General features: G+C 46.0%; 18 protein-coding genes. 9 read left to right on the forward strand and 9 right to left on the reverse strand.

What is annotated here, in order from left to right:
* The first annotated feature begins 77 nt into the window (after positions 1 to 77).
* The 6 genes from ACYQ2L_RS14540 to ACYQ2L_RS14565 are packed head-to-tail and all read left to right on the forward strand — an operon-like array spanning position 78 to position 5,338.
* Positions 78 to 383 (forward strand): metal-sulfur cluster assembly factor, encoded by a 306-nt coding sequence (locus tag ACYQ2L_RS14540; RefSeq protein ID WP_460057187.1) that lies wholly within the window; start codon positions 78 to 80, stop codon positions 381 to 383.
* Positions 384 to 414: 31 nt separating this feature from the next.
* Entirely contained in the window at positions 415 to 1,179 is a 765-nt protein-coding gene (gene sufC / locus ACYQ2L_RS14545; protein ID WP_460057189.1) for a Fe-S cluster assembly ATPase SufC, read from the forward strand.
* Positions 1,176 to 2,579 carry a Fe-S cluster assembly protein SufB gene (gene sufB, locus ACYQ2L_RS14550; RefSeq protein ID WP_460057191.1) on the forward strand — a complete coding sequence of 468 codons (1,404 nt, stop codon included), beginning with the start codon at positions 1,176 to 1,178 and terminating at the stop codon, positions 2,577 to 2,579. The genes sufC and sufB overlap by 4 nt, the downstream gene beginning before the upstream one ends.
* 22 nt (positions 2,580 to 2,601) lie before the next feature.
* Positions 2,602 to 3,984, forward strand: a complete 1,383-nt coding sequence (locus ACYQ2L_RS14555) for a SufB/SufD family protein (RefSeq protein WP_460057194.1) — start codon at positions 2,602 to 2,604, stop codon at positions 3,982 to 3,984.
* Positions 3,985 to 3,988: 4 nt separating this feature from the next.
* Positions 3,989 to 4,291 (forward strand): Rieske (2Fe-2S) protein, encoded by a 303-nt coding sequence (locus tag ACYQ2L_RS14560; RefSeq protein ID WP_460057196.1) that lies wholly within the window; start codon positions 3,989 to 3,991, stop codon positions 4,289 to 4,291.
* Positions 4,292 to 4,330: 39 nt separating this feature from the next.
* Positions 4,331 to 5,338, forward strand: coding sequence for an L-threonylcarbamoyladenylate synthase (locus ACYQ2L_RS14565; protein WP_460057198.1), 1,008 nt, complete (start codon positions 4,331 to 4,333; stop codon positions 5,336 to 5,338).
* 10 nt (positions 5,339 to 5,348) lie between these two features.
* On the opposite strand, the gene ACYQ2L_RS14570 is transcribed toward ACYQ2L_RS14565, so the two are convergent.
* Genes ACYQ2L_RS14570 through ACYQ2L_RS14590 form a run of 5 tightly spaced genes read right to left on the reverse strand, consistent with a single transcriptional unit; the run spans position 5,349 to position 10,679 of the window.
* Positions 5,349 to 6,362 (reverse strand): SPL family radical SAM protein, encoded by a 1,014-nt coding sequence (locus ACYQ2L_RS14570; RefSeq protein ID WP_460057200.1) that lies wholly within the window; start codon positions 6,360 to 6,362, stop codon positions 5,349 to 5,351.
* Positions 6,359 to 7,192, reverse strand: a complete 834-nt coding sequence (locus tag ACYQ2L_RS14575) for a hypothetical protein (protein ID WP_460057202.1) — start codon at positions 7,190 to 7,192, stop codon at positions 6,359 to 6,361. The genes ACYQ2L_RS14570 and ACYQ2L_RS14575 overlap by 4 nt, the downstream gene beginning before the upstream one ends.
* A 4-nt stretch (positions 7,193 to 7,196) precedes the next feature.
* Positions 7,197 to 8,546, reverse strand: coding sequence for a tRNA (N(6)-L-threonylcarbamoyladenosine(37)-C(2))-methylthiotransferase MtaB (mtaB, locus tag ACYQ2L_RS14580; RefSeq protein ID WP_460057204.1), 1,350 nt, complete (start codon positions 8,544 to 8,546; stop codon positions 7,197 to 7,199).
* Positions 8,547 to 8,587: 41 nt separating this feature from the next.
* A complete protein-coding gene (miaB, locus tag ACYQ2L_RS14585) occupies positions 8,588 to 9,949 on the reverse strand; it encodes a tRNA (N6-isopentenyl adenosine(37)-C2)-methylthiotransferase MiaB (RefSeq protein WP_460057205.1) in 1,362 nt (453 codons plus the stop codon).
* 40 nt (positions 9,950 to 9,989) lie between these two features.
* Positions 9,990 to 10,679: a DUF2161 family putative PD-(D/E)XK-type phosphodiesterase gene (locus ACYQ2L_RS14590; protein ID WP_460057207.1), complete on the reverse strand. Its 690-nt coding sequence runs from the start codon at positions 10,677 to 10,679 to the stop codon at positions 9,990 to 9,992.
* 107 nt (positions 10,680 to 10,786) lie between these two features.
* Between ACYQ2L_RS14590 and ACYQ2L_RS14595 the strand changes: the two genes are divergently transcribed.
* Positions 10,787 to 10,963 (forward strand): PspC domain-containing protein, encoded by a 177-nt coding sequence (locus ACYQ2L_RS14595; protein WP_460057209.1) that lies wholly within the window; start codon positions 10,787 to 10,789, stop codon positions 10,961 to 10,963.
* Positions 10,964 to 10,970: 7 nt separating this feature from the next.
* On the opposite strand, the gene rsgA is transcribed toward ACYQ2L_RS14595, so the two are convergent.
* The 3 genes from rsgA to ACYQ2L_RS14610 all read right to left on the reverse strand — a co-directional run bounded on the left by rsgA (position 10,971) and on the right by ACYQ2L_RS14610 (position 14,171).
* Positions 10,971 to 12,044 carry a ribosome small subunit-dependent GTPase A gene (gene rsgA, locus ACYQ2L_RS14600; RefSeq protein WP_460057211.1) on the reverse strand — a complete coding sequence of 358 codons (1,074 nt, stop codon included), beginning with the start codon at positions 12,042 to 12,044 and terminating at the stop codon, positions 10,971 to 10,973.
* The gene (locus tag ACYQ2L_RS14605; protein WP_460057213.1) at positions 12,037 to 12,402 is read right to left on the reverse strand and encodes an RNHCP domain-containing protein; all 366 of its coding nucleotides are present in this window, start codon (positions 12,400 to 12,402) and stop codon (positions 12,037 to 12,039) included. The genes rsgA and ACYQ2L_RS14605 overlap by 8 nt, the downstream gene beginning before the upstream one ends.
* A gap of 218 nt (positions 12,403 to 12,620) precedes the next feature.
* Positions 12,621 to 14,171, reverse strand: coding sequence for an inorganic phosphate transporter (locus ACYQ2L_RS14610; protein WP_460057216.1), 1,551 nt, complete (start codon positions 14,169 to 14,171; stop codon positions 12,621 to 12,623).
* A gap of 172 nt (positions 14,172 to 14,343) precedes the next feature.
* Between ACYQ2L_RS14610 and sppA the strand changes: the two genes are divergently transcribed.
* The gene (sppA, locus tag ACYQ2L_RS14615) at positions 14,344 to 15,966 is read left to right on the forward strand and encodes a signal peptide peptidase SppA (RefSeq protein WP_460057219.1); all 1,623 of its coding nucleotides are present in this window, start codon (positions 14,344 to 14,346) and stop codon (positions 15,964 to 15,966) included.
* 101 nt (positions 15,967 to 16,067) lie between these two features.
* Positions 16,068 to 16,553 (forward strand): DUF3276 family protein, encoded by a 486-nt coding sequence (locus ACYQ2L_RS14620; protein WP_460057222.1) that lies wholly within the window; start codon positions 16,068 to 16,070, stop codon positions 16,551 to 16,553.
* Here ACYQ2L_RS14620 and ACYQ2L_RS14625 read toward each other — a convergent pair.
* On the reverse strand, positions 16,486 to 17,169 hold the full coding sequence (locus tag ACYQ2L_RS14625; RefSeq protein ID WP_460057224.1) for a ribonuclease HII: 684 nt from the start codon (positions 17,167 to 17,169) through the stop codon (positions 16,486 to 16,488). The genes ACYQ2L_RS14620 and ACYQ2L_RS14625 overlap by 68 nt on opposite strands.
* Positions 17,170 to 17,171: the final 2 nt, after the last annotated feature.

Below are 17,171 nucleotides of genomic sequence, written 5' to 3' on the forward strand. Positions count from 1 at the left end.
AATCCTAACTTTTACTCTTTCCGAAAGATGCTCTTTTTAGTAGTATAACTAGTATAAAGAATTAAGAGGGAGGCAGCATGATTTCCAAAGCTGAATGTCTTGATGCTCTGCGGGAAGTTATTGATCCCGAAATTGGATTGAATATAGTTGATATTGGACTGGTATACAGAGTTGAACCGAAAGAAAAAAGTATTGAGGTCGATTTTACCCTGACATCACCAGGCTGTCCACTTGCAGATGTCATCATGCAGGATATCAATGATAATCTGCAGCAGGCTGCAGGCGAAGATGTAGAAATCATAGCTCAGGTGGTCTGGAGTCCTCCCTGGAGCATAGAGTTCATGAGTGAAGAAGCCAGGCTTGAACTCGGCTATCCTATCTAATTCTAGTAGTACACACACACAGGAGAAAAACATGAAAATTGAGATCCGCGATTTACACGCAAAAATTGAAGATACCCAGATATTGAACGGCATTAATCTCGAGCTTGAAAGCGGCAAGATACATGCCTTGATGGGCCCGAACGGTTCGGGAAAAAGTACCTTGTCGAATATTATTTTCGGAAGCCCGAGTTACGAGGTAACCAGTGGAGAAATTCTGGTAGATGGAACAAACATCCTTGATCTTGAAGCGCATGAACGGGCACGCCTCGGATTGTTTCTCGCTTTCCAGTATCCGGTTGAAATCCCCGGAGTGACTGTCGGCAGATTTCTCAAACGGGCAGTTGAAATCAGACACGAATCTCTGGGAAGTGAGATTACCGCCAGGGAATACATCAAGCAGCTTCGAGCTGCAATGGACTTCCTGGAAATAGATCAGCAATTTATTAACCGTTACCTGAACCAGGGATTTTCGGGTGGTGAAAAAAAACGGATGGAAATACTACAGATGATGCTCATGAAACCTAACTTTGCTGTCCTCGATGAGACCGACTCAGGTCTTGATATCGATGCATTGCAGGTTGTCTCCAAAGGTGTGAACACACTGAAGGGGAATAACTTCGGAGCACTCATTATAACTCATTACCAGAGAATCCTTAATTATATCCGCCCTGATTATGTACACATTATGTATAAGGGCCGCATCGTTACCTCTGGAGCAGAGGATCTGGTCACTACACTTGAAGAAAAAGGCTACGACTGGGTCAAGGAACAGCACGGCATAGAGGAGGACGCATGAGTGAAGTAACTGAAAACATCGATCTTGGAGAATACAAGCATGGTTTTTCATTCCCCGACAATTCGGTCTTCAGGGCCGAAAAGGGACTTACAGAAGAGGTTGTCAGAGCGATATCCAGATACAAGAACGAGCCACAGTGGATGCTCGATTTCCGGATCCAGTCACTAAAGGCGTTCAGGGAAAAACCCATGCCTAATTGGGGCGGGGATCTTTCTGCTATAAATTTCGACGATATCTATTATTACGCCAAGCCTACTGAGGAAAGCAAAGCCAGCTGGGATGATCTTCCGGATGATATCAGAAAAACATATGACAGACTTGGAATACCGGAGGCCGAGCAGAAATTCCTGGCCGGTGTAGGGGCCCAGTACGACTCGGAAATAGTATATCACAGCATACAGAAGGAACTCGAAGACAAAGGTGTTATTTTCTGTGCTCCTGAAGAAGCTGTTCTTAAATACCCTGAACTTGTTCAGCAGTACTTCGGCACCATTATTCCGTATAATGATAACAAATTTGCCGCTCTGAACAGTGCCGTATGGTCGGGTGGAAGTTTCGTTTATATCCCACCGGGCGTAAAAGTAGATGTTCCACTCCAGGCCTACTTCCGGATTAATTCTGAAAGTTTCGGTCAGTTCGAGCGTACACTCATTATCGCGGACAAGGGAAGCTTCGTTCACTATATTGAAGGATGTACTGCGCCTATATATACCAAGGACAGTCTGCATAGCGCAGTAGTCGAGATAGTTGCACTTGAAGGTGCGCGTGTCCGCTACAGCACAATCCAGAACTGGTCTTCAGATGTATACAATCTGGTTACCAAGCGGGCGATCGCCAATAAGAATGCAACCGTAGAATGGGTAGATGGCAATCTGGGCAGCAAGCGCACCATGAAATACCCCGCAGTATACCTTATGGGTGAAGGCGCTCACGGCGAGGTTCTTTCGATAGCATTTGCGGGTAAGGGTCAGGAGCAGGATACCGGTGCAAAGATGGTACATGCAGCGAGTAACACCAGTTCTGTGGTTACCAGTAAATCTATCAGTAAGGATGGTGGTACATCCAGCTACCGGGGGCTGCTAAAGGTCAATGACGGCCTTGAGAACGTCAGGTCTCACGTTGAATGTGATGCATTGATTCTCGATGAAGATTCAATCAGCAATACATATCCCTATATGGAAATCAAATCAGACGATGTCTCGATCGAGCATGAAGCAAAGGTAAGTAAGATCAGTGAGGATCAGCTCCATTACCTCATGACCCGCGGAATCGATGAGGAAGAAGCTTCTACAATGATTGTAAATGGTTTCCTGGATCCACTTATAAAACAACTGCCTATGGAATATGCAGTAGAGCTCAACCGCCTGATTGAACTTGAAATGGAAGGTTCGGTTGGCTAATACCGGCCAAGGAGATTTATACATGAGCATAACCAATACAAAACACTACACCGGTACAGACGCCATACAGGAATTTGTTACTTCAATACCAGGTGAACCCGAATGGCTCGGTAGCTTCCGGCAAGATGCGGTACAGGCTTTTCAGAACTCTGCATGGCCGGATAGTTCTGCTGATGAGGAATGGAGACGAAGCGATCTTTCGTTTCTTGAGTTCGGCAAGCTGTCATACGAGTTACCCTTCATGCCTTCACAGGCTATAGAAACTGCCGAATCAGGCAGCGCTGCCGCAAGCACCGCTATGGCTGAACTGGCGGGACCAGCAGTTCCTTTACAGGACCTCAGCGCATACGTGGCATACATGAATGGAGAGCTCGTATTACGCGCTGTAGATCCCGAAGCTGCCGAAAACGGGCTTGGAGTATACAGTCTTGACGATATCCGTCGGGGAGTTTTTCCCGAATCACTTACCGGGGCACTCGAGTCAGCTTTGCGCACCTCCCTTGATGCGGCTGATTCGCGTCCCCAATACTGGCATTATGCCCTTATGGACAGTCTGACTGTCGTGGTAGTACCTGAATTTCTTGAGCTTGATAAACCTGTTCTTGTTGATCAGCTGTTTTCAGGTGATGACATGATCCGTTCGCCACATATTGTAGTGCTTACAAAGGATGGCGGCAGACTCAGGATAATTGAGCGTTTCAGATCTTCCTCACCGGATGATGCAGTGCTTGTCACGCATGGAATCGACGGTAATTCAGCACCATCCGCTGCTGTTGATTATTTCCTTGTGCAGGATCTAAATTTTGAGAGTACTGTTCTCAGGTTCGGACGTCTTGACGTTTATCAATCCAGCCGCATGCATCATTTTGAAGCCCATTTCGGTGCTGATTTCGTAAAAGGTCGTATTGAAGCTGATATGCAGTCTTCCGGCACCGATGTTGTACTCAACGGTATATATTTCGGCTCAGAAGAACAGCATTTTGATATGCGGACTGTACAGCGCCATATCGGCCGGAACGCAAGCAGCCAGACCTTTTACAAGGGTGCTGTACGCGATGAAGCACATACCGTATATCAGGGCCTGATCGAGGTGAAACCCGGGGCAGCATTAACAGATGCCTATCTTACAAACAACAATCTCGTGCTCAACAGCGGTGCCTTTTCTGAATCCATACCGACACTTGAAATCAAGAATAACGATGTAAAATGTTCTCACGGCTCGACTACCGGGAAAATTGAACCAAGCTATATCTTTTACCTTATGTCACGGGGATTTGATCCTGTTGAAGCAAAAGCCCTCCTTGTAGAAGGCTTTTTCGCTGAAGTATCAGTTCAGGCACCTGGCTTCGTTCAGAATCAGCTGAACGCACTGGTCATGGACAGACTGCAGAAAGAGTATAATTAAAGCTATGGCAAAATGGATCCGTGCAGCACATGTAGATGATTTTCAGCGCTCTATCGTGTTTCGACACAAGCGTAAACAGGTCGCACTTTTCAAGCTTCCTGACGGCATTTTTGCACTGGACAATGTCTGTTCGCACGAATACTCGGAACTTGCAGAGGGCATGGTGGTAGATGGAACTGTTTACTGTCCCAAGCATGGGTCACGTTTTGAAATCTGCAGCGGGAAGGTTCTTGATCTTCCCGCTACATCAGATGTCAAAACGTATCAGCTAGATATTCGTGATGGTGAAATTTATATATACATATAAGCACTTTCTTCTGATCTGAAATTCTGATAGGATAATTACGTGCAAGATCAAACTCAACATGAAACCAGATATTTTACCGAGGACAGTATTGCCAATGCTGCCAGGATACTTCTCTCAGGCGGTCTGGTGGTTTTCCCTACCGAGACTGTCTACGGCATCGGGGCTGACGCTTCCAACGATACAGCATGCAGCTCTATCTACAAGGCAAAAAACAGACCCGAAGATAATCCTCTGATAGTACATCTGTATTCAATTGATCAGCTGGAAAATTGTGTGTCAGTGTTGCCGGAAGCAGCCAGAGAACTGTATGCGCGTTTCAGTCCTGGACCGCTGACAATAGTGCTGCCTAAATCAGACCTTATCTGCAATACAGCAACTGCAGGGCTCCCTACCGTAGGAATCAGAATCCCGAGTCATCCCATTGCCAGAAGATTTCTGGAAGCTGTACAAATTCCAGTCGCTGGTCCCTCTGCAAATATGAGCGGCAGGAACAGCCCGACAACCTTCCGTATGGTCATGGATTCAATGAAAGGAAGGGTCGATGCAATTATTGACGGAGGCGACTGTAATGTAGGCCTTGAATCGACTATTCTTGGCTTTGAAAACAATAAAATCAAGATCTACCGCCCTGGTGCAGTAACATACGAAATGATAGTCGAAGCCCTTGGCAAGGATGAGGTTATTACTCCATCCTTTAAGAAAAAGACAGTGGAGCGACCTGAGGCTCCCGGCATGAAATATGCACACTACCAGCCAAAAGCGCCTGTATATCTTCTGAGCGAAGTTTCAATCGAAACAATTGAGACCCGCTTTCCTTCAGGGAAGATCGGTTACATGGGTCTGCTGGATCCCAGTCCAGTACCGGAGCGCATTATAGTCAGGAATTTTGAGGACACCGTCAGCTACGCAAGAAACCTTTACCGCAGTTTTCATGATTTTGACGAACTGGGTTGTCAGGCAATCGTTGCCGAACTTCCCCCGAGGACAGGGCTTGGCATGGCATTGATAGACCGATTGGACAAGGCTGCCGACGGCAGAATACTCTGAACTATTATCCTTAGCCGTGCACGAATTTATACTGATCAGCATCAAGATGCCCGGATAGATACTCTGTCAGGGCATTTTTCATTTCTTCCACTGCTGAATCAGAATAACTTGCCAGGCCGTTTTTCGCCTCAAAACTATGGTAGAGAATATCCGAATCTGTTCGTGCACTGCGCAGCTGCTTCAGGAATTCCGTTGAAAGTCTGAATACCCCGAAACTGAACTGCTCGATAGATTCAGGCGGTATTCTGTCAAAAATAGAACTGATGCATTTCTTGTATATGTTTTCCCAGTCAGGAATTCTGATAACCGGGTCAAGACAGAGTCTTACACGCCATCCTTCTGCTACCGCCTGTCTGGCAGCTAACAGTCTGCCCTGAAATGAAGCAGTGCCACGCTCATACTGGGCTGCTACCGCAGACGGGGAGAGCGACCATACAAGTATTACATTCTGAGGTACATAGCCGAGTTTCTTACTGGTTTCACGCAGCACACTAAATGCATCGCTCTTACTACGAATTTCTATGGTGACTGCAGCTTCCATGGATTTATCAGCAAAGGAGAGGAGCCAGTCATTAATAACTCCGAAGTCCTGCTCCATGCCCAAGAGATCCGTAAGATAAGATATACTCAGATAAATTTTTTCATCGGGAAGATCTTTTACAGCCTGTACTGCATCTTCGTGATTCACAAAATACAGAAGGTGACCGGATTGATGCATCCCCTGAAGAAAGCAGTAATCACAATTAAAAATGCAGTTCCTGACTGGATCAATAAAATATACAGGAAGATTACCATGAAAACTGTTAACCCTCTCTCTGGCCTTGTACACTGTCTGACCATTTTTTACTGCAAGTATTAGGGCTTGTGATTTTTTCTGTATCTGAAAGCTCTGATTTTTCCGGTTAAAAATATCCTGATAGCGCTCAATTATCTGTACTGGAAGATACGAATAACGTTCCATAATTCTGATTGCCGCAGGATTACTCAAGGCATCCTTCTCTACATATAGCCTGCTGAACTTCACTTTTTCAACGCTCCCAGCATAGCTTCCAGTCTTTCATAGATCTGTATTCTGAGCTCGGCAGACAGCTCTTTGCTCTCTGTTTTTTTATCGGTCTGCAGGCGCATGATTTCCGTTCTGACTATATCCAGAATTCTTTGATCATATGACCTTTCACGCACCCTGAATTCCTGTAACCGCCTGGCGAGTATCTCGCTTCTTTGTCTGCTTAATCTCAGTGTTTGATTAATCTCCTGCAACTCTGACCTGTCCTGCTCATCGATTTCCCAATCGGGGAAGCTGCTGACTGCAGCATGATCCTGAACATACCTCATGATTCTTTTGACTGTATCAGTTTCTGCATCCGGTCTCAGATGAAAAGCCAGCATTGAATGTGTAGATATCAGCCTCTGCAGGCCCATGAGCAGATGTATAAATGTCTGCGGTGCCTCATGGCATTTCACACTGAACTCTGAATCCGGTGGAATCAAAATATCCGGATACCATTTAATGTCTGTGTTGTTTTCCGGCAGTATGGCAGAAATAAGTGCAGATTCTTCTGATATGCCGTTAAAAATCCCCAGATAACAAACGCGGGCTTCCGAAATAGATTTACCGATGTTTCTGCTGCCGGAGGATATTGCCAGAGCGCAGACTACAGGCAGAATAGCCGTTTCAGCATGCAGACAGAACATCTTTTCCTTGATAGTAAAACCATGTACACCAGGTATATCAAGGAAGGCAGAAGGCTTGGTCCATGCTGTATCGGAATCAAAGAAGGCTGCTGCTCCAGTATTAAACGCGAGTTCTATTTTTTTCAGTATATTTTGATTTTCACATATAAAGATCTGCATGGATTTAACAGCATTCAGCGCTTAAAATATAGTCAGTGCTGTCACCCGCGCTGATTTCCAGGTCCAGACTCTTGATCAGAACGGAAAAATACCGGTTATACGCAGCACTGAAATCGGCATTAAAAGCCTCCGGCAATCTGAATCTAACCGGGCAGTATGACTCGCCATAGCCCTGTGCATAACCTGATTCATCTATCTTCTCGACAAGTACTTCCTGCGTCTTACCGATCAATGATCTGCGGAAAGCGATCTTCTGATTATCGGCAATAGTCTGCAGCTGTTTAAGGCGTTCGGATTTAACCTTACTGTCGACGTGTCCGGTCATGCGCTCTGCCCTGGTTCCCATACGCCTGGAGTATGGGAAAATATGGATGTGTCCAAATCCGATCGATTCAGCTGCCTGGCAGGATGCCAGAAAGTCTTCTTCGCTTTCTCCGGGAAAACCAACGATTATATCCGTTGTAATGTTAAAACCGGGAATTAATGTCCGGATTTTGTCTGCTATAAAGCGATAATCAGCATAGCTGTACATACGCCTCATTGCCAGCAATATGCGCTCACTGCCGCTTTGGAGACAGAGATGCAGATGACGACACATTTTAGGATGTTTTAACAGTCCCAGAAATCGGTCGTCAAGTTGATCTGGTTCGAGACTTGAAATTCGCACCCGAAAATCCCCGGTGCGATGCAGAATTGCGTCAACAACATCTGAAAATGAATGATCCTGCCATATATATCGGCTCATGTTTACACCGGTAAGTACAATTTCCTTGAATCCGGCAGCTATCAGAGAATCTACTTCCTCGAGTATGTCCGGAAGCGGGCGACTGCTGCCGCGACCACGGACAAAAGGAATTATGCAGAAGGTACAAAAATTATCGCAGCCATCCTGAACCTTCACCATTGCTCGGGTGTGCACAGATCTGTCTGGAATACTGTAATGAAAAAGATCCTTTGGAAGCGCATTCGGATGAAGAAGCTCTCCCTTGAAATGAGAATGTACCATTTCAAAAATATGAGCCTTTCTGGCATTATCAACGGCATAGGTCAGCCGATCATCTGATTCCATCTGGTCTCGATGGCTGTCAACGAAACAACCTGTGATTACGGTTATGGAATCGTCTCTGGCATTCTGACGCAATGCGCGGTTCATTATGTTGCGGCTTTTACGGTCGGCTTTATTCGTGACTGTGCAGGTGTTTATAATATAGCAATCAGCTTTTTCAGCAGAATCTACCAAAGTATAGCCACCCCGACGGAACTGTGCCGCAAGTGAATCGCTTTCATACTGATTCAACTTACAGCCCAGTGTCTGAAATGCTACCTTTTTTGCTTCTGTATTTTTTTCTATCATATGATTATCGATGTATGTATCGCATTTACCTTATCATAATACTAAGGTAAATTCAACACATGACCTTCCATGGACATGTTGGCTGCGGAAGTTATTTTAACATCGACAAAACTACCCATAAGCTCATCAGTACTGCTTCCCTCAGGAACAGGGAACCTTACTATCAGCTTGCCTTCAGTTCTGCCGCTCAGATAACCTTCTTTTCTGTCCTTCCTGTCAACCAGAAGTCTTACCGTTTTGTTGGTCATTTTATCATTATGCTCACGGCTGATTTCCTGCAGCACCTCTGTGAGCTCATGCAGTCGACGCTTTTTTTCCTCCTGATCGATATCGTCCTCCCAACGTGCGCTTTTTGCACCAGGGCGGGGGGAATACATTGCAATATAAGCCATGTTATAACGGTACTCTTCCATGGCTTTTTTGGTGTTCTGAAACTGCTCTTCGGTTTCACCGGTAAATCCTACGATAATATCGGTAAAGAGGCTGGCTTCCGGCAGAATACGGCGGACGTTCATCACGACCTGACGGTAACGTTCAGTATCATACTGACGATTCATTTTAATCAGAACCTTATCATCACCGCTCTGTATGGGCAGATGAATCTGTTTGGCAAGTACAGGGTATTCTGCTATTACTTCAAGCAGTTCCTCTGTCATATCCCTTGGATGGGGACTGGTAAAATAAACCCAGAATTCCTTTCCGCTTTCTACACCGAGTTTGCCAATGCGTCTCATCAGTTCAGGGAAATCAATTTCGTCTCCATGTCGATCCAGTCCGTAGCTGTTCACATTCTGTCCAAGTAGAGTAATCGATTTATATCCTTGATGAATGAGATTTCGAACTTCATCGATTATCTCATCAGCCGGACGGCTGACTTCACGGCCCCTGGTGTATGGAACTGCACAGAATGAACAGAACTTATCACAGCCATTCTGGATTGGTATGTAGGCATCGAATCGGGATTGATAACTTGGTTTGACCTTCCAGTAGCCTTTTTCTGTATCAGTTACGCTCTCAGGCGGAAGCAGGTTTTCATCCAGCGCTCCGGCAGAAAGAGGTGTGTGAACTCCATATTGCCGGATCATCGAAGGAAGCTGTGGCAGTTCCTGTATTGTGAACAGCAGATCAAAACGTTTGAGGAATTTCTCCTTGTCCGCGGGTAGAATACACCCCGAAACGAAGGTAACCAGACTGCGTTTCTGCTTCCAGTCATTCCAGCGTGCGATCCGGGCATAGACACGGTCTATTGCCTTTTGACGGACGGAACAGGCAACTATACCGAGCAGCTGTGCTTCTTCTTCTATATCTGTACGCTCGTAGCCAAGACCTTCCAGAACCGAACTGATGCGTTCGGAATCTGAAAGATTCATCTGGCAGCCGAGGTGAACAAGGCAGTATTTCATAGCTACCCAAATTAGCATTAACTGATCGAAAGAATCAAGATTAAGTAAGCCTGCTCGTATCGGGAAGTATATCCTTGTATTCTGCCAATGCTGAATGTCCTGCTTCATGCAGACGGTACAAACCATGTCCACATCGCTCGAACCAGCCGTAATGATTGGAATACAGAATTGATCCGGCTTTTTCTGCTGCGCCCAGTTTTTTACATACGGCAGGACTTAATTCGCCATGCTTCTTGAGAAGGGAAGCAATAATAAGGGCTTCTTCCCGATAGGCACTGATTATCTTACCGCGGGTTCCCCCTGCTGTAGTGTCAGAACGCCGGGCATGAAATTCCCTGATAATAGCTCGTCGCCGTCTGGTTTTCAGGCCTGCCCTGTGATCCTTCGGGTGACAGACAATTTCAACCCTAACCCGATGTTTCATATATCTGACTATCATCAGGCCCAGGCAGAGACGTGTTATCAGTTTATGTTTGGCTTTCATATCTGGAATATGCCCGCTTCCTTTTACAGGTACTGCTATGTAGACTGAATCACAAGCCTCCTGCCTCTCTACTGCTTGAAGAATAAGCTTCATATTGATACTTTGCTTCAGCTCAACTGCGATCAATTCATCACCTCTGACGGCGGCAACATCGCAGGCAGCAATCTCACCCTTGACACTGTAACCGAGTTTTTCGAGGTAATTTTTGACATGCGGGTATAGATCCGATTCCTTGATTTCTGACACACGCCATGCTAGCATGAAATTTACTGACAGACAAGATTGGACGTGGGATCATGTATGGGTTATATTAATCAATCCAGGCTGTTATGTGACCATAAAAGGAGTTAAGAATGAATTTACGAAGATCAAGCACCGACAGGGTATTTGGTGGAGTATGTGGAGGCATCGCGTCCGCTATCGGCATGAGCTCAAGCACTGTCCGCCTGCTGTTCGTGCTGGCTGTTGTTATAGGCGGACTGAGTGCATGGGCTTATATAATTTTGTTGATACTGATTCCTTCTGAATAATTCCTCTTCAAGTTTTTTTCCGTTGTGAAACAGCGATAGGCTTCCATTTTTTTCTCTCATAGCGAGCGGCAGACATGTTCTGCCGCTCCTGTAGAGACGAAAGCTCATCACGCTGCTCCAGATATTTCTCATATCTGCTGACGGGAAGCTCACCAAGTGAGAGTGCTTGCTGTACAGCGCAGCCAGGCTCACCACTGTGTTTACAGTCACGGAATCTGCAGGATACGGATAATTCTGTTATTTCCGGAAAGCTGTAATCCAGATCATCTAAGTCTGCCCATAGCTGGAGTTCCCGCAATCCGGGAGTATCAATCATAAGGGCAGCCCCAGGGAGGCACAGGAGCCTGCTGCTGCTTGTTGTATGACGTCCCTTGTTTTCTATCCTGCTGACACCGGAAACCTGCTGAATTTCAGACTCACACAGTCTGTTAACAAGACTCGATTTACCTACACCGGATCTACCTATACAGCAGTAGGTCCTTCCGGGCTCTAATGCATTTTTCAGTTCATCCATTCCAGCACCGGACTGTGCTGATATCATAAACAGCGGAACATCTTCAGCTGTCAGTCTGCACATTGATAAGGTTTTCTCTATCAGTTCCGGATCAGCAATATCAAGCTTATTCAGAACTATTACAGCCTGGGCTCCACACGCAGCAGACATAGTCTGCATCCGCTCAAGCAGTCCCACACTGAAATTTCGATAACCATCCAGGGCGAAAAGAAACAGAATAGTGTCAACATTAGCAGCCAGCACCTGTTGATCCCCGCGGCTTCCTGAACTTGTACGCGAAAGACAGGTCCTTCGTGTGATCAGTTCCTGAATACTACGTCCTTCGTCAGATAGCAGCACCCAGTCACCTGTGACCGGATAATCACTGCTCTCAACTACTTGATATTCAAAAGCTCCTGTAATCTTTGCTCTTGACTCCAGTGCATCAGATTCCATTGCTGTGCCATGTATGACGGAGTACTCATGGTGATATTTGCCGACAATTCTGCCTATAGCCCATCCGGCAGGGAGCCTGGAGAATTGTGAAGCCTCATGTTCTGTGATTCCTAAATGCTTCAGTTTATACATGCTGGAGTACCTCCAGCGGGAAGGGCAGTCTGGTGAGCGGCTTTGCTGCCAATGCAAGCAAGGCAGTCTCACTGTCATCCGGTGCTATGCGGTTCAGCTTGATGACTCCGCATTCCCCGCAGCGATGAATAATGCTCCATTCTCCATTTGACTGTACATAAACAGAGATAGCCTGCATTTCTCCTCTGCAACCGCAACGTCGGTCCCCTGGACGTATATCGACATGCCGGCTGCATAGACAATGCGGACAATGGTTTCTGTTTTTTGTTGCACTTTCTGCCGGTATAACTGTTCTACCGCAATGAATACAAATGAAACTTTCCTGAGAAGTATGAATAATGTGTTTTTGGCGTGACATGCCTTCACCTCGAAATCTTTGGATCTCTCGCGTGGGGCAGGGTACACCTGTTCGTGAGCTTATCGATTCAGAACTCTGAATGCTTGTGGGTGTGCGAGGGCAAGCTGACAGGATTTACATCAAAAAAGGCATAGATCCTGGAACAGGTGCACCTATATTACAAAAGTTTTCATATAACAAATATCTACACCCTTATTCTCTGTTAGTCAACACTTTTCTCAGGGAATGAGTATGCCCCTTATGGTATAGAAAATCAGAGCAGATATCAGAGCTGTGCCAGGCACAGTTATAATCCATGCAGACACAACCCGAAAAATCACAGCCCTTTTAACCAGATCCTCACGATATTCCTTTCTTAGAGTTTTCCGTTCCTTCTTGGTGATATCTGTTTGGCCCTTCTTACCACGTCTCTTGAGCTCTCGGAGCATGAGTCCTTTTTCACGCACAGAAGCAGCTTCAAATGCTGTAAGAAAATCATGCATATCATCCGGATGGCTTGCATTATGTTTATGATGTTTTTCAATTCCCGCGATTATTCGCTGATAGTTGGCTTTCAGACGTTCTCTGAGGAAACCGACACCGAATACCGCACCGATAGTTACATGCGTTGTACTGACAGGCAGGCCAAGTTGTGATGCCAGAATTACCGTCACAGCAGCAGCCATGGCGATACTGTAAGCCCGCATATTATCTATGTCGGTAATTTCTGTTCCTACTGTCCTGATAAGCTTGGGACCGTACAATGCCAAACCAAAAGAAATACCTATTGCACCCAGGGCCATGATCCAGAAAGGAATATGGGATTGGGTCTGGATAAGACCAGTTTCAAGACTGGCAAAAATTGCAGCTAATGGACCGATCGCGTTTGCAACATCATTTGATCCATGAGCAAAACTGAGCAGTGCTGCTGAACAGATCAGTGGAATGGTAAAGAGATTGTTAACTGATTTCTTGCTGTTCTTCATTTTATGAGCATCTTTCAGCAGAAAATATCGTGTCAGCAGCAGGGCACATAGTCCGGTGAGACCACCCCAAACTACTGCAGTAAAAAAACTGACGTGTACTATGCGGCTCAAGCCCTTCAGAAGGAGGTATGTACTGAATGCCCATGCCATAAATCCAATTAATACTGGAACCAACTGCCCGGATGCGCTTACCATATTCTTGCGATAGGTTATGCCATGCTTGATAATGAACAGAAAGAAGGCCGCAAAAAAGCCTCCCATAAGCGGAGATATGACCCAGCTCGCTGCAATACGACCCAGAATTTCCCAGTTCGCAATATCCCAGCCCCCTGCAGCAATACCGGCCCCGAGGACACCGCCGACTATCGAGTGGGTCGTGGACACCGGTGCACCGAGAAAAGTCGCCAGATTCAACCACAGGGCAGCACCAAGAAGTGCAGCCATCATCAGCCAGATAAAAGCATCGGTTCCTGGAAGATTTGCAGGATTGATGATTCCGCTGCCGATTGTGCCGACAACATCACCTCCAGCGATAATAGCCCCGGCGGCCTCAAAAATTGCGGCTATTATGACGGCGGTACCGAGTCTCATGGCTTTCGCACCTACCGCGGGGCCGACATTGTTTGCAACATCATTAGCGCCGATATTAACAGCCATATAGGCACCAAATACAGCTGCGATCACCAGAGTAAAACTCAGATAGCCGTACTGAAACCAGGTAAAAAGGCTTACAGACAGAATAAACACCAGGGAAAAAGCCAGTCTCAGATAATCCACGGATAATGATTTGATTTGTTTTGACATGATTACATCCTGTTTCAAAGCACTTAAGGTAATCAGAAATAGTGCGTATGTCGTTTGGTTTTGATTTTATGTTTCAGACAGACAGTACTTTAGATAATAACTGCTGTAAAGAGTTAATTACAGTGATATACTCTGCATATATTAAATCAGATTAGATATGTCAGGAGTTTGCATGCGTTATGTACGAGTGAAATTGAGTGGGGAGTATTCGGAAATAGGACCACAGGTGGGTGGATTACGCGGTATGTCCAGTGGGCCGCATTTTCGCATGGATTATTTTTCCGAGCAGGTATTCAGAGTCTGCAGAAAGAAAAAAATCAGCACCGTATTGATAGTCAGGGACGATTCCTTTTCCGTATCTAATTTTGCGGCGCTTGAATCAATCCGGAACCAGCTTCTTATTCTCAAAAACTCCGGGAAAAGGCTTATATACAGTGCAAGCAATTACAGTATGCAGGATTGCTATTTATCCAGTGTCTGCCAGGAGAAAGCCATAGATCCACTTGGTGCTATAAGATTCCTCGGGATGTCGGTAACAGGAAAGTTTTTCCAGGGTTTGCTGGAAAAACAGAATATTAAGGCCGATATTATCAGACGCGGACGCTACAAGAGTGCGGGAGATCCCTTCCGCAGCAAGGAATACGATGAGTTCAACCGGGAACAGCTGGCGAGACTTCTGGAGGGTGCGGTAACAGAACTTCAGAATACAGTACGCGATAGCGGATTTATGACGGAAGAACAAATTCAGAATCTGTTGAACGGTACTTCCTTGACTGCTTCACAAGCTGCAGAGCAGAAACTGGTTCAGCATGTGAGCACCTCAGCTGATCTGGAAGATATGCTGAAAGAAGATAAAATCAAGTCTGCAAAACTACCAAAAGTAAAATCCCGCTACGGTCGGGGAAAAAGAATCGCTGTTCTTGTATTTGAAGGCGCAATTATGGATGGAAAAAATCAACAGCATCCACTATTGGGTCAGATAATCGGTTCTGATACCTTCATTAAAGAGATTCGCTCTCTGCGTGAGAATAAAAAAATCAAGGCCGTGGTGCTGCGGATCAATTCCGGAGGGGGATCAGCAACCGCATCCGATGCCATAGTCCGGGAGCTTGAAAGACTGAACAAGGAAAAACCCCTGGTAATATCCATGGGACAGATTGCCGGAAGCGGGGGGTACTGGATAGCAACTTGCGGAAGAAAGCTCTTTGCCCAGAACACCACAATAACCGGATCCATTGGTGTAATAAATCTTCACTTTGAGCTACAGAGTTTTCTGAAAAAATTCGGGATCTCAACTGATGTAATACGAGCTGGCAAATTTGCTGATATTGGATCTTCTCTACGCCCGATGACTGAAGAGGAGCATGCCTTTTATGAAAATGAAATTGAGCGGATCTACCAGCTGTTTCTCAAGCGATGTGCTGATTTCCGTAAAACTGATACGAACACCATACACAATGTGGGTGAAGGCCGCGTATGGCTGGGTTCGGATGCTAAAACTAATGGATTGATCGATGATATTGGAGACCTCTATAGCGCTGTCTCCCATGCAGCAGACCTGATTGACTGCCACAGATACAGTATTCAGTACGGTCCGCATATCAAGCAGCCCTGGATTCTGAGAAATATCGGAAAGAATAATGCTGCTGTGTATACAGGCCTGAATGCCATGGATAAGAATGTATATTCGGGTGTATCAATGAATGCAGATTTTGCTGTCAGAACAGCAAAAGAACTCGCAGCAATAAGTGGTAAGGTCCTGGCACTTGATCCGATGCTGATGCAGCTGCACTGACAGGCCTTGCGTATCAGGTAAAAAACATTTATCATCTGATTCACCGTTGCAGGTCCAGAATCTGCAGCAGTGAATCAAAAAATCAAGCGAAGGATGCATGCATGGGACGACGCGGTGAGCTGTTTTCAGCCAGGTCGATATCTGAGAAACGAGTGTTTTTCTTTAATGTAAAGGAAAACAGACGTGGAGATATGTTTTTAAATATCGTAGAGAGCAAACGGGGCAGTGAAGACGGGGCACCGGAAACCGATCGTCATCAGATTATCATCTACCAGGAAGAGCTTGAGGACTTCTATAAAGCCATGACCGATGCGGTGGAGCACATAAAAGGCCGACGCTGGCATGCATTCAAAGATCAAAGAAAAACACGTGAATCTCACAACGAGACTGAGTCCGGAGGAAAATCTAGATTCCGGATCAAGAACAGCGGTGATGACACTTCAGACGGCGTCCAGGAATCTGCAGACAGTGTCAAACCAGCAGGACCTGAAAAAAAAGAATCTGCTGGAAAGAGTATTGTCAGGAAAGTACGCCTGCGCCGCGAAAAGAACGTCGATGAATCGGAGACGGACCAAGCAGCTGAATAGCCTTTTTATGAGCAGCTGTCGGGTATCCTTTATGAAGCGAAAAGCCATAACCTGGCCATACTTCATCGGCTTCGGTCATCCATCTATCACGTGCTGTTTTTGCAAGAATAGACGCTGCCATAATCTCGGGAATCCGATCATCACCCTTAATTTCTGCCTGGCTCGGCTGACTGAATTCCGGACATCGGTTTCCGTCAACAAGAATCAGATCAGGGACCAGGGGAACTGCATCCCATGAGCTATCATCAGCTTTTCTGATAATGATACTTTCAGGCTGCGAGGGAAATTGGATTGCTGAGGGATCACGGCGGTGGACGCATGCCTGATACAGCTGGGAAACAGCTCTCTGCATGGCACACAGGCTTGCCTGAAGGATATTGATACTGTCAATTTCTTCCGGCCAGGCCCAGCCGATTCCGAATGCAAGAGAAGATGACCTGATAACCGTTTCAGCATAGGCTCTACGTGAAGCTGACATTTTTTTGGAATCCCTCAGGATTTCAATCGGGAAATTTTCCGGGAGAATTACTGCGGATGCTGTCACCGGGCCGGCAAGGGGACCCCTGCCTGCTTCATCGACTCCGCATACGAGCTCTGTTGACCGTGCTTTGTGCATGG

The sequence above is a fragment of the Spirochaeta dissipatitropha genome (genome assembly GCF_054657935.1).

Excerpts from the sequence above, each read along its gene's own strand:
- ACYQ2L_RS14540 (WP_460057187.1), top strand. The coding sequence starts at position 78 with ATGATTTCCAAAGCTGAATGTCTTGATGCTCTGCGGGAAGTTATTGAT.
- sufC (WP_460057189.1), top strand. The coding sequence starts at position 415 with ATGAAAATTGAGATCCGCGATTTACACGCAAAAATTGAAGATACCCAG.
- sufB (WP_460057191.1), top strand. The coding sequence starts at position 1,176 with ATGAGTGAAGTAACTGAAAACATCGATCTTGGAGAATACAAGCATGGT.
- ACYQ2L_RS14555 (WP_460057194.1), top strand. The coding sequence starts at position 2,602 with ATGAGCATAACCAATACAAAACACTACACCGGTACAGACGCCATACAG.
- ACYQ2L_RS14560 (WP_460057196.1), top strand. The coding sequence starts at position 3,989 with ATGGCAAAATGGATCCGTGCAGCACATGTAGATGATTTTCAGCGCTCT.
- ACYQ2L_RS14575 (WP_460057202.1), bottom strand. The coding sequence starts at position 7,192 with ATGCAGATCTTTATATGTGAAAATCAAAATATACTGAAAAAAATAGAA.
- mtaB (WP_460057204.1), bottom strand. The coding sequence starts at position 8,546 with ATGATAGAAAAAAATACAGAAGCAAAAAAGGTAGCATTTCAGACACTG.
- miaB (WP_460057205.1), bottom strand. The coding sequence starts at position 9,949 with ATGAAATACTGCCTTGTTCACCTCGGCTGCCAGATGAATCTTTCAGAT.
- ACYQ2L_RS14595 (WP_460057209.1), top strand. The coding sequence starts at position 10,787 with ATGAATTTACGAAGATCAAGCACCGACAGGGTATTTGGTGGAGTATGT.
- rsgA (WP_460057211.1), bottom strand. The coding sequence starts at position 12,044 with ATGTATAAACTGAAGCATTTAGGAATCACAGAACATGAGGCTTCACAA.
- ACYQ2L_RS14605 (WP_460057213.1), bottom strand. The coding sequence starts at position 12,402 with ATGTCACGCCAAAAACACATTATTCATACTTCTCAGGAAAGTTTCATT.
- ACYQ2L_RS14610 (WP_460057216.1), bottom strand. The coding sequence starts at position 14,171 with ATGTCAAAACAAATCAAATCATTATCCGTGGATTATCTGAGACTGGCT.
- sppA (WP_460057219.1), top strand. The coding sequence starts at position 14,344 with ATGCGTTATGTACGAGTGAAATTGAGTGGGGAGTATTCGGAAATAGGA.
- ACYQ2L_RS14620 (WP_460057222.1), top strand. The coding sequence starts at position 16,068 with ATGGGACGACGCGGTGAGCTGTTTTCAGCCAGGTCGATATCTGAGAAA.
- ACYQ2L_RS14625 (WP_460057224.1), bottom strand. The coding sequence starts at position 17,169 with ATGCACAAAGCACGGTCAACAGAGCTCGTATGCGGAGTCGATGAAGCA.